The organism is Caulobacter sp. BK020 (assembly GCF_004342605.1).
GTDB lineage: Bacteria > Pseudomonadota > Alphaproteobacteria > Caulobacterales > Caulobacteraceae > Caulobacter.
This window is the reverse complement of record NZ_SLZL01000015.1, coordinates 52,827-67,536: the sequence shown is the minus strand read 5'-3', so window position 1 is coordinate 67,536 and position 14,710 is coordinate 52,827. Positions and strand designations below refer to the sequence as shown.

Annotated in this window: 10 protein-coding genes; 5 read left to right on the top strand and 5 right to left on the bottom strand. The window is 69.2% G+C overall.

The features are described from left to right. Positions 1-85: 85 nt before the first annotated feature. Positions 86-1,996, top strand: coding sequence for a potassium transporter Kup (locus EV278_RS17655; RefSeq protein WP_132094445.1), 1,911 nt, complete (start codon positions 86-88; stop codon positions 1,994-1,996). A 51-nt stretch (positions 1,997-2,047) separates the two neighbouring features. Here EV278_RS17655 and EV278_RS17650 read toward each other — a convergent pair whose 3' ends face one another. From EV278_RS17650 to EV278_RS17635, 4 genes are all read right to left on the bottom strand, one after another. Continuing rightward, positions 2,048-3,880: an ABC-F family ATP-binding cassette domain-containing protein gene (locus EV278_RS17650; protein ID WP_132094441.1), complete on the bottom strand. Its 1,833-nt coding sequence runs from the start codon at positions 3,878-3,880 to the stop codon at positions 2,048-2,050. A gap of 96 nt (positions 3,881-3,976) precedes the next feature. After that, positions 3,977-4,609, bottom strand: coding sequence for a transposase (locus tag EV278_RS17645; RefSeq protein ID WP_132094438.1), 633 nt, complete (start codon positions 4,607-4,609; stop codon positions 3,977-3,979). A gap of 306 nt (positions 4,610-4,915) precedes the next feature. Continuing rightward, complete coding sequence (locus tag EV278_RS17640; RefSeq protein WP_132094435.1) at positions 4,916-7,768, bottom strand: TonB-dependent receptor; 2,853 nt, start codon at positions 7,766-7,768, stop codon at positions 4,916-4,918. Between the two features lie 855 nt (positions 7,769-8,623). After that, a complete protein-coding gene (locus EV278_RS17635; RefSeq protein ID WP_132094432.1) occupies positions 8,624-10,756 on the bottom strand; it encodes a PBP1A family penicillin-binding protein in 2,133 nt (710 codons plus the stop codon). A gap of 79 nt (positions 10,757-10,835) precedes the next feature. On the opposite strand from EV278_RS17635, the gene EV278_RS17630 reads away from it, so the two are divergent. After that, the gene (locus tag EV278_RS17630; protein WP_132094429.1) at positions 10,836-11,321 is read left to right on the top strand and encodes a YcgN family cysteine cluster protein; all 486 of its coding nucleotides are present in this window, start codon (positions 10,836-10,838) and stop codon (positions 11,319-11,321) included. Positions 11,322-11,362: 41 nt separating this feature from the next. Here EV278_RS17630 and EV278_RS17625 read toward each other — a convergent pair whose 3' ends face one another. Continuing rightward, positions 11,363-11,590, bottom strand: coding sequence for a DUF4287 domain-containing protein (locus tag EV278_RS17625; protein WP_132094426.1), 228 nt, complete (start codon positions 11,588-11,590; stop codon positions 11,363-11,365). Positions 11,591-11,838: 248 nt separating this feature from the next. On the opposite strand from EV278_RS17625, the gene EV278_RS17620 reads away from it, so the two are divergent. From EV278_RS17620 to EV278_RS17605, 3 genes are all read left to right on the top strand, one after another. Continuing rightward, positions 11,839-12,315 (top strand): sugar O-acetyltransferase, encoded by a 477-nt coding sequence (locus EV278_RS17620; protein ID WP_243692249.1) that lies wholly within the window; start codon positions 11,839-11,841, stop codon positions 12,313-12,315. Between the two features lie 748 nt (positions 12,316-13,063). Then, on the top strand, positions 13,064-13,558 hold the full coding sequence (locus EV278_RS24480; RefSeq protein WP_243692248.1) for a hypothetical protein: 495 nt from the start codon (positions 13,064-13,066) through the stop codon (positions 13,556-13,558). Beyond that, positions 13,476-14,693: a terminase family protein gene (locus tag EV278_RS17605; RefSeq protein WP_243692247.1), complete on the top strand. Its 1,218-nt coding sequence runs from the start codon at positions 13,476-13,478 to the stop codon at positions 14,691-14,693. Before EV278_RS24480 ends, EV278_RS17605 begins: the two co-directional genes overlap by 83 nt. Positions 14,694-14,710: the final 17 nt, after the last annotated feature.

Sequence of the window (14,710 nt, the reverse complement as noted above, 5' to 3'; positions counted from 1 at the left end):
CGCCCTTATACCCCCGCCCGGAATCCGCATCGCGCCCTTATGCGGGGGGCGTGTAGGCCGCGCTCCTTTCTAGGGACGCGAGTTCATGGCCCATTCCCCACCCGAGCCGGCTGCGCCAGGCGCCCGCGCCGCGCGGTTCGGCGCCCTGTGGCTGGGGGCGATCGGCGTGGTGTTCGGCGACATCGGCACCAGCCCGCTCTACGCCATGCGCGAGGCCCTGGCCCACGCCGGCAAGGTCGATCCGCAGCTGGCGGTGTTCGGCGTGGTGTCGCTGGTGTTCTGGGCCCTGACCCTGGTGGTCACCCTGAAATACGTCGTGATCGTCATGCGGGCCGACAACGGCGGCGAGGGCGGCACCCTGGCTCTGATGGCCCTGGCCCAGAACGCCCTGAAGAAGCGCTCGGCCTGGCTGGTGCTGCTGGGCATCGTCGGGGCGGCGCTGTTCTATGGCGACGGCCTGATCACCCCGGCGATCTCGGTGCTGTCGGCGGTGGAGGGCCTGACCACCGCGCCGGTGATCGGCGCCCACTTCCAGCCGTTCGTCCTGCCGCTGGCGGCGATCATCCTGCTGGGCCTGTTCGCGGTGCAGTCGCGCGGCACCGAGGTGGTCGGGCGGTTCTTCGGGCCGATCACCCTGGTGTGGTTCGTGACCCTGGCGGCGCTGGGCCTGCCGTTCGTGCTGCAGCGGCCCGACATCCTGCTGGCCTTCAGCCCGGTCTACGCCGTGCGGCTGCTGGCCGCGGACGGCTGGCTGGGCGTGACCATCCTGGGCAGCGTCTTCCTGTGCGTGACCGGGGCCGAGGCGCTCTATGCCGACATGGGCCATTTCGGCAAGGGACCGATCCAGGCCGGCTGGCTGCTGGTGGCCCTGCCGTGCCTGATGATCAACTATCTGGGCCAGGGCGCCCTGTGCCTGATCCGTCCGGCCGCCATGGACAACCCCTTCTTCGGCATGATCCCGCACGCGGTCTACTGGCCGGTCATGCTGCTGACCACGGCGGCCACCATCATCGCCAGCCAGGCGGTGATCACCGGGGCGTTCTCGGTGACCCAGCAGGCGGTGCAGCTGGGCCTGCTGCCGCGGATCAACATCAAGCGGACCAGCGAGACCGTGGCCGGCCAGATTTTCGTGCCGCCGGTCAACATCGCCCTGGCGGTGGGGGTGCTGTTCCTGCTGTTCATGTTCAAGACCTCGTCGAACATGGCCTCGGCCTATGGCGTGGCGGTGACCACGACCATGGTCGTGACCGTGGCCCTGCTGTTCGTGGTGGCGCGCCGCCACTGGAAGTGGCCGCTGTGGGCCTGCGTGGCGGTGCTGGCCCCGTTCCTGGCGCTGGACCTGGTGTTCCTGGGCTCCAACGTCCTGAAGATCGCCGACGGCGGCTGGGTGCCCCTGGCCGCGGCCGGGGCCATCGTCCTGACCATGTGGACCTGGCGGGCCGGCAGCGAGCTGCTGCACGCCAAGGTCCATCGCGACTCGATCGCCCTGACCGACCTGATCGACAGCCTGCGGGCCCGGCCGCCGCATCCGGTGCCCGGCACGGCGATCTTCCTGACCTCGGACCCCTCCGTCGCCCCGGTGGCCCTGCTGCACAATCTCAAGCACAACAAGGTGCTGCACGCCGAGAACGTGATCATGACCGTGCGCACCGCCGACCAGCCAAGGGTCGCCGAGAAGGACCGGGTCGAGATCGAGTCTCTTGGTCCCGGCTTCCGGCGGGTGACCATCCACTACGGCTTCATGGAGACGCCGAACGTGCCGCGCGCCCTGGGCAGCTGCCGCCGGCGGGGCCTGGCCTTCGACCTGATGTCGACCTCGTTCTTCGTCGGCCGCCGCACGGTGGTGGCCTCGCCCGGCTCCTCGCCGGTTGGGGGCATGCCGCTGTGGCAGGACCGGCTGTTCATCTGGATGGTCAAGAACGCCGCCGACCCGATCGACTTCTTCCACATCCCCGCCGGCCGGGTGGTGGAGATGGGCTCGCAGGTGGTGGTGTAGGGAAGGCCATGGCCTCGGGGACAGGCGCATGCGCCTGTCCCCGATCGCGGCTCAGGAGGCCATCGCCTCGCGCTTTTCCTCCAGCGCCAGCCAGTCCTCCTCCGCCTGGGCCAGGTCGGCGCGGGCCTTGTCCAGGGCCTTCATGACCTTGTCGAAGCCGGCCGGGTCCTTGGCGTAGAGGTTCGGGTCGTGGAGCTTGGCCTCGAGGTCGGCGATGATCTTCGGCGAGGCGGCGACCAGGGCTTCGCATTCCTCCAGCCGGCGCTGGTCCTTGTAGGACAGCTTGACGGCCTTCTTCGGCGGCGGCGGGGCCGAAGGCGTGATCACCGCCTTGTGCGAGCCGGTCCCGGTGGCGAAGTCGCCGGCCGCGCCGCGCGCGCCCTTGAAGAAGTCCGGGGCCTGGTCGATCAGGTCGCTCCAGCCGCCGGGGGTCTCCAGCACCTTGCCGTGGCCGTTCATGGCGATGGTCGAGGTCGCCAGCCGGTCAATAAAATCGCGGTCGTGGCTGACGAGGATGAGGGTTCCCTCGAAATCGGCCAGCACCTCCTCCAGCAGGTCCAGGGTGTCCATGTCCAGGTCGTTGGTCGGCTCGTCCAGCACCATCAGGTTGGTGGGCGTGGCCAGGGCCCGGGCCAGCAGCAGGCGGTTGCGCTCGCCGCCCGACAGGCTGGTGACCGGCTGGCGCAGCTGGGCCTCGGTGAACAGGAACTCCTTGGCGTAGCCGGCCACGTGCTTGGGCTGGCCGCGCACCAGGATCGAGTCGCCGCCGCCGGGGGTCAGGAAGTCCCACAGCGTCATCTTCTCCGACAGCGCCATGCGGTTCTGGTCGACGTAGGAGATCTCCAGGTTGGTGCCCAGGCTGATCGTCCCGGCGTCGATCGGGATCTCGCCCAGCAGCATCCGCACCAGGGTGGTCTTGCCAGCGCCGTTGGGGCCGACCAGGGCCACGCGGTCGCCGCGCAGGATGCGGGTCGAGAAGTCCTCGACGATCACCCGCTCGCCGAACTTCTTGGTGACGTGCTTGGCCTCGACCACCTTCTTGCCGGACGTGCCCGAGCTCTCGACGGCCAGGGTCATGCTGCCGCGCTTGTCGGCCTGCAGGTCGCGCTTCTGGGCGCGCAGGTCCATCAGCGCCCGGCGGCGGCCCTCGTTGCGGGCCCGGCGGCCCTGGACGCCGCGCGCCAGCCAGGCGTTCTCGCGCTCCAGCTGCTTGTTCAGCCGCCGCTCCTCGTCGGCCTCGGCGGCCAGCACCTGCTCGCTCCAGACCTCGAACTCGGCGAAGCCCTTGTCGAGGCGACGCACCTTGCGGTGCTCCAGCCAGAAGGTGCGCTGGGTGACGCGGTTGAGGAAGGCGCGGTCGTGGCTGACGATCAGGGCCGCGCACTTGGAATTGGCCAGTTCCTCTTCCAGGGTCTGGATGGCGAAGATGTCCAGATGGTTGGTCGGCTCGTCCAGCAGCAGCACGTCGGGCTGCTCGGCGAACGCCCGGGCCAGGGCCGCCCGGCGACGCTCGCCGCCCGACAGGCCCTGCGTGCTCTTGGCGTAGTCCAGGCCGAAGTCGGCCAGGGTAGCGTGGGCCTCGTAGTCCTCGGCCCCGCCCGCCGTGCAGTAGTCCAGCAGGGTCTCGCCGACGATGTCCGGCTCCTGGCTGACATAGACGATCTTGGCGCCCGGCTGGGCGGCGCGCTCGCCGCTGTCGGCCTCGATCCCCTGGGCGGCCAGGATCTTCAGCAGGGTCGACTTGCCGGCCCCGTTGCGCCCGACCAGGCAGGCGCGCACCCGCGGCTCCAGCGCCAGGTCCACCCCGTCGAACAACGGCTTGGCCCCATCGGCGAGGCGGACGTCCTTGAGGGCCAGGACAGGGGCGCGAGTCGGGGAGGCCATGGAACAACAACGATCGAAGGGCAGGGACGGGGGCGTATAGCAGCTTGCAGCGGAGGAGGGGACAGACACTCACGGAAAAGCTCATGTCCAGCTTGGCTAGGCCGTGGGGCGAGTGTCTGTCCCCCGTTTCGCCCGCTGCCAGGCCGTTGATCCCAGTGGACGCCCCGTTCGCGTGCCGCCGCGCAGCAGATCGTACCGCTCCTCGGGGGCGTCGAGATCGAAGAAGGTCGCCATGTGTGGGCCCAACAGATCCGCAAGCGGTTCCGGTGTGAGCAGAGGGTCGGTCTCCCCGGACAGATGCGCCCTGACGCTGGACCAAGGCCAGTCGATGGCGCGTCTGGCCAGTCCGGCGCGCACGGGGTTCAGGCCCACATAACGGGCGCAGAGCGACAGATGGGCCTCGTCCATCGGGGCGGAGGCGAACCGGCCTTGCCACAGGCATCCGGTCCAGCCTTCGCGCCGATTGACGTGGCGGGCGTAACGGACGTGGGTGGCGCTGACGGCTTGGGCGAGGCCTTCCTCGGTTTCCGGCGTCGCGATCAGATGGACGTGGTTTGGCATCAGGCAATAGGCCCAGACCTGAACGCGGGCCTCGGTGAAGGCGCCGGCGGCGATCCGCAGATAGGTGGCGTAGTCGTTGGGACCGAAGAAGGTCGGCTGTCGTCGATTGCCTCGCTGGGTCACGTGATGGGGAACGCCGGGAAACACCACACGCGCCATTCTGGGCATGATGCTCTTCTCTCGTGAGGCGGCGAACTATGTTCTTCATTTGTTCTCATGTCAAGAAGGCGCCGTTGGCGGAGGAGGGGACAGACACTCACGGCAGCGTCTTTGCCGACCTGGCGAGGCCGTGGGGTGAGTGTCTGTCCCCTGTTTCGGCCCCGGCGCCCTCGCCCATGAAAAAAGGGCCGTCCTTGCGGACGGCCCCTTCCACCTCATCGGGGGCGTACTGATGCCCCCGTACACGAGATCTCTTGGCGTTGGCCGCATGATGGCCGCCGAAACCGGCGACCACTTTCGGCTATCACGCTTGGCCTAGTACTTCAGGCGGACGCCCACCCGGAAGTAGCGGCCCACGATGCCCGACTGCGAGTAGGTCGGGTTCCAGTTCACGCCGGCGTAGTTGGCCGGGTTGAACATCGGGCCGGTGTCGAACAGGTTCATCACGTCGGCGTAGACCGTGGCCTTCTCGGTCACGTCGTAGGCACCCGTCAGGTCGACGGTCGTGAACGACTTGACGCGGCAGTTGAAGGCCTCGTCGCCGTACAGGCAGCCCTCGGTGTAGCTGTCGTCCACCTCGCGCATGCCGCTGACATAGCTCATCACGCCCGTCACGTGGATCGGGCCGCGCTCGAAGGTGTTGGTCCACGACAGGCGGTTCTTCGGGGTGCCGGCGCCCGACGACAGCACGTACGGCGCTTCCTTGCCGACGTAGTTATAGGTCGTGCCGTCCTGCGTGTACTTGTAGTCGAAGATGGTCGTCGCATCGAGGTTGCTGGTCCACTTCACGTCGGCCGGCAGGTAGAACGTGGCCTGGACGTTCAGGTCCAGGCCGCTGGTCACCAGCGAGTCGGCGTTGATGTAGGGCGAGGCCACCGAGAGCACGCGCGGCAGGGCCGTGGGGTGCTCCGGATCGACCGCGTCGGGCGTGACGATGTAGCCGGCCGGGATGGCCTGGCCCGAATAGTAGGCGGCCAGGGCGACGCCGGCGCTGGCCTGGGCGATCACGTCGGTCTTCTTGATGTGGTAGTAGTCCAGCGAGACGCTGAAGCTGCGGGTCGGGGCCCAGACCGCGCCCAGGGTGTAGCTGGTCGACTTTTCCGGATCCAGGTCCGGGTTGGCCGTGGTGATCGACGAGAGCGAGTAGTCCTTGGTGTACTCGTTGTCGCCGTGGGCGGCGCGGAAGGCGTCGTACCGGGCGGAGTCGAACGAGAACGTCGTGAAGCCCTGGCTGGCCGAGTTGCCGGCTTCGGAGAAGGACGGCGCCCGGAAGCCCTTCGAGATCGTGCCGCGCAGGGCGACCGTCTTGATCGGGGTGAACTTGACGCCGAGCTTCGGCGAGAAGTTGCCGCCGAAGTCCGAATAGTGGTCGTAGCGGCCCGAGACGTTGACTTCCACCTTGTCGGTGATCGGCAGGCCCAGTTCGGCGAAGGCCGAGGCCACGGTGCGGTTGCCCTTGGTGCGGGCGTTGCCCAGCCCTTGCGCGTCGTTGACCGGGTTCAGGGCCGGGTCGTTGGTGGCCTCGTAGCGGAACTCGCCGCCCAGGCCCAGCTGGGCGTCGCCGCCCGGCAGGCTGAAGAGCGGACGCGAGGCCTGGACGTTGATCGAGTCCAGGTCCGTGGTCGAGGTCTTGGCGAGGTCCGGCGACAGGGCGCTGCGGACGGCCTGACTGTTCTTCGTCGGGTCGACGAAGTTGTAGGCGCCCGTCTGGATGTCGCTCATCAGCTGCTTGTAGCTGATGAAGCCGGTCAGGGTGCTTTCCAGCGAGTCATGGGCGATCACCAGGTTGGCCTGGTAGTCCCAGTCCATCGCCGAGCCCTTCACGCCGCCCACCAGGCGCAGCATGCGGTTGGTGTAGTCGGACGTGGCCGGGATGTCGCTGAAGCGGTACTTGACCAGGGCGTACTGGCCGGCGGCCGCGAACGGGTTGTTGGGGTTCAGCTGGCGGTCGGCGGCGGAGGCGCAGTTGGCGCCGGCCGAGCAGATCCACACCGGCAGGACCAGGTTGGACAGGTTGTTGGGGGTGCTCGAGGTGAGCGTGGTCGGCGTGCCGTTCACCGAGGTCTTCGACTGGACGAAGCTGCCCGACAGATAGGCTTCCAGGTTGTCGGTCGGCTTGATCGTGAAGCGGCCGTAGACCGCGGCGCGCTCCTGCTTGGGCTGGATGTCGCCGAAGTCGGCGATGTTCTGGGCGCAGTAGGAGCCCAGCGACAGGCCGTCGTCGTCCGTTCGCGAATCCTGGGTCAGCGGGGCGTCGCTCGAGCACGTGCGCAGCGGACGCCAGGCGTTGCCCACGCCGCCGATGGCCACGCCGGTGGTCAGGTCGTCGCCGGTGATCGTGGCGGGGCGGACGTTGCCGTAGAAGGTGCTGCCGCCGGCCTGCGGGTTGTTGTTCTGGCCGCCGGGGATCGCGGTCAGGTCGTTGGTGTTGTACGGGAAGCCGCGCTGGTCGCCCCTGATGCGCTTGTCCAGCTGGTACTCGACGTCCAGGTAGACGTTGTACTTGTCGGTATCCAGGTCGCCGTAGCCGACGTCGCCGGTGAAGCGGAACTGGTCGCCGCCGCCATGCTGCGACGTGCCGTACGAGGCGTCGGCGCTCATGCCCTGGTAGTTCGACTTCATGATGATGTTGACCACGCCGCCGATGGCGTCGGCGCCGTACAGCGACGAGGCGCCGTCCTTCAGGGTCTCGATGCGCTCGACCGCGTTGAACGGGATCGAGTTGAGGTCGACGAACGCCTTCTGGCCGTCGTCGGCCAGCGGATAGTTGGCGTTGCGCAGGCCGTCGATCATCACCAGGGTCGAGTTGACCGACAGGCCGCGCAGCGACACGCCGGTCGAGCCGGCGGCGAAGCCGTTGCCGAAGGCGGCGGGGATCGAGCCGGAGTTGTCGGCCGACAGGCTGCGGATGGCGTCGGAGATCGTGGTGATGCCCTGGGCCTTCAGGGTCTCGGTGGTCTGGACCGTGACCGGCGACGGGGTGGCCGTGTCGGTGCGGCGCAGCAGCGAACCGGTGACGACCACGGCCTCGACTTCGTTGTCGGCGGGCGCGGCCTGCGCGGCCGGGGCCGGGGCGGTCTGCGCGTTCGCGGCGAAGGCGGCGAAGGTGGCGACCCCCGCCATCATCGTCGTCGCGAGCAGGCGCCCGCGGGTGATCTGCAATTTCATGTCGGTCCCTCCGGGCGCTCGGAGCTTGGCCGCATCGGCTGCTCGTCCCGTCGCCCTGTCAGCTTCAGGTTTCCCGGCGGACCTTCGTCCCCGGTTGCCGCTGGGATTGGAACCGTCGAACACGGGCGTCAATCGCCGACGCCGCCATGTAATCAATATGTCTAGGACCTGTCACATCCAAGCAACGGCTGATGCTGAAATAAGGCGAGAATAGGTCTTTTGGGTGTCAGCTGCGCAATGCGCTGTAGAGAAAACGCCGATCTTCTAGCTTGACCATGAGTATCGTGGTTCGTGGAACCGGAGATCTGAAATTCAATTCTTACAGATCGGTAATTATTGTAGCGTTGCTCATCGACGATCGATATTCCGAGATCGATTATCGATGCGTGTCGCCGCGAAAAAGGCGGATTTCACCCGGGCCGCGGGGCTCGGTGCTCGCTGGGAAATTGCAAGGGCGCGGGGATAGGGCCGGGGACAGACGCCCCACGCCGATACGATCGCGATGGCCGAACCGTGGCCCCTTTGTCTCGAAAGGGGGCCTAGGTCGGATCGACGGTCTTCCCAGATCTCCGTCATTCCGGGCCTTGTGCCCGGAACCCCTGGTTCAGCTTGCACGTGAAGCGCTTTGGCGCGCCGGCGCGCCACACATCCGCAGCTGCGGCGGCGCGAGGGGTTCCGGGCACAAGGCCCGGAATGACGGCTGAAAGGTGGGCGCGAAAGTCGGTCAGCGTCAGACCGGTCGAATGTCGATCCGCCTAGAATCCCGACCTGACTGCGTCAGGCCGGGGCTCTAGATGTTTGTTTTGACGCGTTTTCTGACGACGAACCGGTGTCCATTTCGTCGGAAAATGCGCCCTAGTAGGGCAGCGGCTGCGGCGAGGGCGTGGCGTCCGGCGCGGCGGCCTCGGGGGCCGCCTGGGTCACCGGTTCCAGGGCCGAGGCCGAGCGGGCGAACTCGGCGGCCAGGGTCTCGTAGAAGCCGTTGCGGGGATCGGGGACCGACAGGGGCGCCGGGTCGGCCAGCAGCCAGGGGAAGTCGCGCACCGCCAGGCCCTCGTGGGCGGCCAGCATGTAGCGCCGCCAGATGCTGGCCGGGATATCGCCGCCGACCACCTTGTTCATCGGCCGGTCGTCGTCGTTGCCGACCCAGACGCCGGTCACGTAGTCGGGGGTGAAGCCCACGAACCAGGCGTCGCGCCAGTTCTGGCTGGTGCCGGTCTTGCCCGCCGCCGGCCAGCCGAACGCCGCCCGCCGGGCGGTGCCGACCTCGACCACCTTCTTCATCATCTTGACCATCATGCTGGCCTTGCTGATGTCGTAGACGCTGGCCGGGACCGCCGGGGCGGAATGGGCGAAGATCGGCCGGCCGTCCTGGGTGGCGATGCTCTCGATCACATAGGGCTCCAGGCGCAGGCCCCCCTGCTGGAACACCTGGAAGCCCGACGTCAGCTGCAGCAGGTTGACCTCATAGGCCCCCAGCGCCACCGACAGGTCGGGATTGGGCGGCAGGCTGGTGATCCCGAACCGGCGCGCCAGGTCGCCGATCGCCGGTCCGCCGGCCTCCTGGGCCAGCTTGACGGCGATGGTGTTGATCGAATTGACCAGGGCGTCCTGCACCGTCATCGGCCCGCGATAGCCGCCGCCGTAGTTCTCGGGCTTCCAGGCGCCGAACCGAACCGGGCCGTCGACGCGGATGTCGGTGGGCAGCACGCCCTTCTCCAGGGCGGCGGCGTAGACGAACGGCTTGAACGTCGAGCCCGGCTGGCGGCGGGCCTGGACGGCCCGGTTGAACGGGCTCTCGACATAGTCGGTCCCGCCGACCATGGCCCGCACGGCCCCGTCGGCCGCCAGCGACAGCAGGGCCGCCTGGCCGGCCCCGGCGTTCGCGCCGCCGACCGCGATGGCCTGGCGGACGGTCTCGGCGCCCACGTGCTGCAGGCGCGAGTCGATGGTCAGGCGCACCACCAGGTCCGGGGCGTTCTGGCCGGCGATGCGCACGGCCTCGGCGGTGGCGTAGTCCAGCACCCAGCCGTAGTCGCCCTCGTCGGCCACGGTCAGCGGCGAGAGCCTGGGGGTGTCTTCCAGGGCCTGGCGCTCCTGCTCGGCGGTGATCCAGCCCTCCTGGCGCATGTTGGCCAGGACCAGGCGCGAGCGGGTCAGGGCCGCGCCCATGTCGCGGGTCAGGGCCAGGCGCGAGGGGGCCTTGGGCAGGCTGGCCAGCAGGGCGGCCTCCGACAGGCTCAGCTGGCTGGCCGGCTTGCCGAAATAGGTGCGCGAGGCCCCGTCCACCCCGAAGGTGTTGGCCCCAAAGAACACCCGGTTCAGATACAGCTCCAGCACCTCGTCCTTGCTCAGGACCCGCTCCAGCCGCCAGGCCATCAGCATCTCCTGCAGCTTGCGCTTGACCGTGCGGTCGGGCGTCAGGAACAGGCCTTTGGCCAGCTGCTGGGACAGGGTCGAGGCGCCCTGGACGGTGCGGCCGGCCTTGTGGTTGACCCAGGCCGCGCGGGCGATGCCGTAGGGGTCGATGGCCCCGTGCTGGTAGAACCGCTTGTCCTCGGCGGCCAGGAAGGCCAGCGGCACGTAGTTGGGCAGGCCGGCCAGGCCGATGCGCTGGCCGTAGCGCGGGCCGCGGCTGGCGATCACCTGGCCGCTGCGGTCCTCGAACCGCACGCCGGGCGCGCGGTTGACCGCGAACAGCGCCTCGCGCGAGGGCAGGGTCGGGGTGTCGCGCAGGTACTTCCACCAGACGAAGCCGGCCCCGGCCGCGCCGCCGACCACCGGGGCCATCAGCACCGCCAGGGCGGCGATCCAGACCCAGCGGCCCCGCCGGGCGCGGGCCTTGGCCTTGGCGTGCTCGAGGTCGGCGCGGAACGGTTCCTCGGGCGGGGGCGTGGGCGGCGCCGAGCCGAACACCGGCGGCGCGGCCGGCGGGGGCGCCGGCTTGTCGTCGTCGAACCGGTAAGGCGGGAGCGTCCAGTCGTTCACGTGCGTCCTATGGTCCGCTTTGGGTCGTCCTGGCCTTCACCCGTTTGTCGCGGGGGCGAATTGGGTTTAGGACGCCGCGATGATGGCGCACAAACCTTTCTGGGAGACGAAGTCCCTGCACCAGATGACGGTCCCCGAGTGGGAAAGTCTCTGCGACGGCTGCGGCCTGTGCTGCCTGGTCCGCTTCGAGGACGAGGACACCGGCGAGATCATCCCCACCCGCGTGCACTGCCAACTGTTCGACGAGCACCGCTGCAGCTGCAAGGACTATCCCAATCGCCGCAAGACCGTGCCCGACTGCATCAAGCTGACGCCGCACAACATCGAGACCCTGGAGTGGATGCCGCCGTCCTGCGCCTACCGTCGGCTGCACGAGGGCAAGACCTTGCCCGACTGGCATCCGCTGGTCACCGGCGACCCGGACAGCACCCACAAGGCGGGGATCTCGGTCCGCGACCAGACGGTCTCGGAGCTGGCCTTCGAGGATCCCGAGGACGCCCTGGACTTCGTGGCCACCGACCTGATGGCCGACAAGGGCGATCTAGCCTACGACCCGGAGGACTGAGGCGCGTCCCGTTTCAGGGCGGGTTCCTTGTTCGGGGCCGCTCAGTCCCCCGGTTTCCGCTTTCCCGACAGCAGGGCGTAGATGGCCATGGCGTGGCCGTGGCCCAGGCCCAGCGCGCCCTTGCCCCAGTCCACGACCTGGCCGGCCTTGATCCCAGGCTTGAGCTGGCCGCCCTCGGACAGGCCAGCGGCGTCGGCCGCCGCCGCCAGGGCCTGGGCGTCGAGGCCGGTCCTGGCCTGGATGGTGTCGAGATAGGCCTGGAAGGACATGGAATTCTCCGTTGCGGCGGGTGTCGAGCCAAGGACGGCCGGCCAGGGCGCGGCCCGACAGCCGGCGGCGGTTTTTCGTCCGGGCCATGGCGGGGCGCGCCGAATCCCGGCTTGGTCGGGCGGCCGGACGCTTGTCCTGGCGCGCCCTAAGGAAGACCTCATGGCCCATGACGACCGCAGCCGGCTGATCGCCCGGCGGACCCCGGACTCGGCGGCCATGGCGGCCGGCGGCCGGCGTCCGGCGGGCCATGGCCCTGACCGCCGCCCTCAACCGCCTGGCCTATGACGACGCCGACCAGGTCCGCGCCCTGTTCGCCGAGCTGACCGGCCGGCCGGTGGACGCCGACTTCGCGCTGATCCCGCCGTTCTACACCGAGAGCGGGGCCAATATCCGGGTCGGGCGCAAGGTCTTCGTCAACCAGAACTGCACCTTCTACGACCTGGGCGGGATCGACATCGGCGACGAGGTGATGATCGGGCCGAACGTCAGCCTGATCACCTCGGGCCACCCGGTCGAGCCCTCCCGCCGGCGCGACGGCGTCGTCGTCCGGCCCATCGTGATCGAACGCAATGTCTGGATCGCGGCCGGGGCGATCATCCTCGGCGGCGTCACCATCGGCGAGAATTCGGTCGTCGCGGCGGGGTCGGTGGTCACCCGCGACGTCCCGGCCGACACCCTGGTCGGCGGGAACCCGGCCCGGGTGATCCGGTCGATCGCGGAGTGAGGGGCGAGGGCGGGCTTGGCTAGTTTCTTTCCACTGCCGCCCCGAGCCTTGCGCCTACCGGACCCGACAGGCGCTGGCGATGACGATTTGGGCGTCCGCTTGCCGGTAGGATGCTCATGACGAATCTCGACCCGTGGCGGACTCTGTGCGTCCTTCGAGGCGCGCTCAGGAGCGCGCACCTCAGGATGAGGTGATCTCTACTGAATTCCTCATCCTGAGGCGCCCGCGCAGCGGGCCTCGAAGGACGCACGACACGTCCGCCGACCACCCATCGCAGACTCTCAAAACATCCGCTTGGCGCAAGCCCGCATCCGCCCTGGATGGGGCCGTGCCTTAAAGCCTTGGTGGATCGGAGCTCTGGCGTCTAGCCGTATCAAGGACCGGCCTCCGGCCGGCCGCGTCGCGGCGACGCGGCGCGTCGTCCTTGACACGGCCAGACGCCAGAGCAGGCTCGCCTACAAGGTTTTAAGGCGCGGCCTCGCCAGGCCGGCGGGCGGCTAGCGAGCACGCGCTTCCTTTTTCGGCCGTTCACTCGGACCCTGCGCCCGGCACGCCGGAGATGGATGGGTCCAACGCCGCCGCCAGGCGGCCCGCCAGAGCCCTTGGCGGGGATACAGCGCCGTCCATCCTCGGCGTTCAGCGACTCAACGCCAACGAAATCAACGCTCTAAACTTTCTCGACCTAAGTTATCAGCGGCGCCCGCTGCTCCCGTATCTTTGTGCCATGGCCGGGAGAAGCGGAAGCGACATGACCCAGGACGAAGATATCGGCGCCGAGGCGCAGTTGCTCCGGACCGCCCAGGCGTTGGCCAGGAAGCACGCCGCCACCGTCGATCAGATCGTCAAGCGCGACGATCTGGCCAACATAGACGGCATGAAGCTGATCGCCGAAGCCGCCAAGGCCGGCCGCGGTATCGGCGCCCTTCTCGCGGACGGCCGCAAACTGCTGGCCGATCTCGACGCCCTGAACACCGCCGCGACAGCTCCCATCAAGACCAAGACGGCCGTGCTGGGCTCCGTCGCGGTCAAGGGCGCGTCCAACGAGGAGATTGAGATGGATGACGACTCTGGCCGAACCCCCGAGCGGATGGGCGAAATTCACGCCGACATCCGACGCCGACTGGATGCTGCTCGAACCGCCCGAGAATCTAAGCAAATGGTTGGGCGCGGCGGCGTACCAGCGGATCGAGCGCTGCCGAGCGGCCTGGAAACCAAGGGCGGAGCATCAGCGTCCCCCGTCTGAGTCCTGGACGACCTGGCTGTTCCTGGGCGGCCGTGGAGCCGGCAAGACCTTCGCCGGCGCGGCCTGGATCAAGGAACAGGCTCGGCGGGGTGACGCCCTGGCCTTGGTCGGCCCCACCTTCCACGACGTGCGCGAGGTGATGATCGAGGGACCTTCCGGTCTCAAGAGTCTCTATCCGGTCGGGGCCCGTCCACGCTGGGAAGCCACTCGCAAGCGACTGCTGTTCCCCAACGGCGCTGTCGCCTACGCCTTCTCGGCTGAGGATCCCGACGCCTTGCGCGGGCCGCAGTTCCACGCCGCCTGGGCCGACGAGTTCTGCGCCTGGCCCCGGCCGGCCGAGACCCTGGCCATGCTGCGTTTCGGCCTGCGCCTGGGGACCGATCCGCGCCTGGTGGTCACCACCACGCCCCGGCCGATCCGCGCCCTGCGCAACCTGATCGCCGAACCGGGCACGGCCAACACCCGCGCGCCGACCCACGCCAACGCCGACCACCTGGCCCCGGCCTTCCTGTCGACCCTGCAGGGCCTCTACGGCGGCACCCGCCTGGCCGCCCAGGAGCTGGACGGCCTGATCGTCGAGGGCGAGGGCGGGCTGTTCCGGGCCGAGGACCTGGCCCGCTGCCGGGGCGCGCCGCCGGCCGCCTTCGAGCGCGTGGTCGTGGCCGTCGACCCGCCGGCCACGGCGGGCGGCGACGCCTGCGGGATCGTGGTCTGCGGGCGTCACGACGGCAGGGCCTTCGTGCTCGAAGACCGCACCGCGCGGGGCCTGTCGCCGAACGGCTGGGCCCGCCGGGCGGTCGAGGCCGCCGCGCGCTGGAACGCCGACGCCCTGGTGGCCGAGGCCAACCAGGGCGGCGACATGGTCCGCGCCGTCCTGGCCCAGGCCGGCCCGCCGTGCGCGGTCAAGCTGGTCAAGGCCTCGCTCGGCAAGCGGGCCCGGGCCGAGCCGGTGGCGGCGCTGTACGAGCAGGGCCGCGTGGTCCACTGCGGAGCCTTCCCGGCCCTGGAGGAGGAACTGATGGCCCTGGGCTCGGGCGACCTGGACCACAGCCCCGACCGCGCCGACGCCCTGGTCTGGGCCGTCAGCGAGCTGATGCTGGGGGTGGGGAGAAGGCCGAGGCTGAGGGTGTTGTAAGGGGGGAAGGCCCCCTC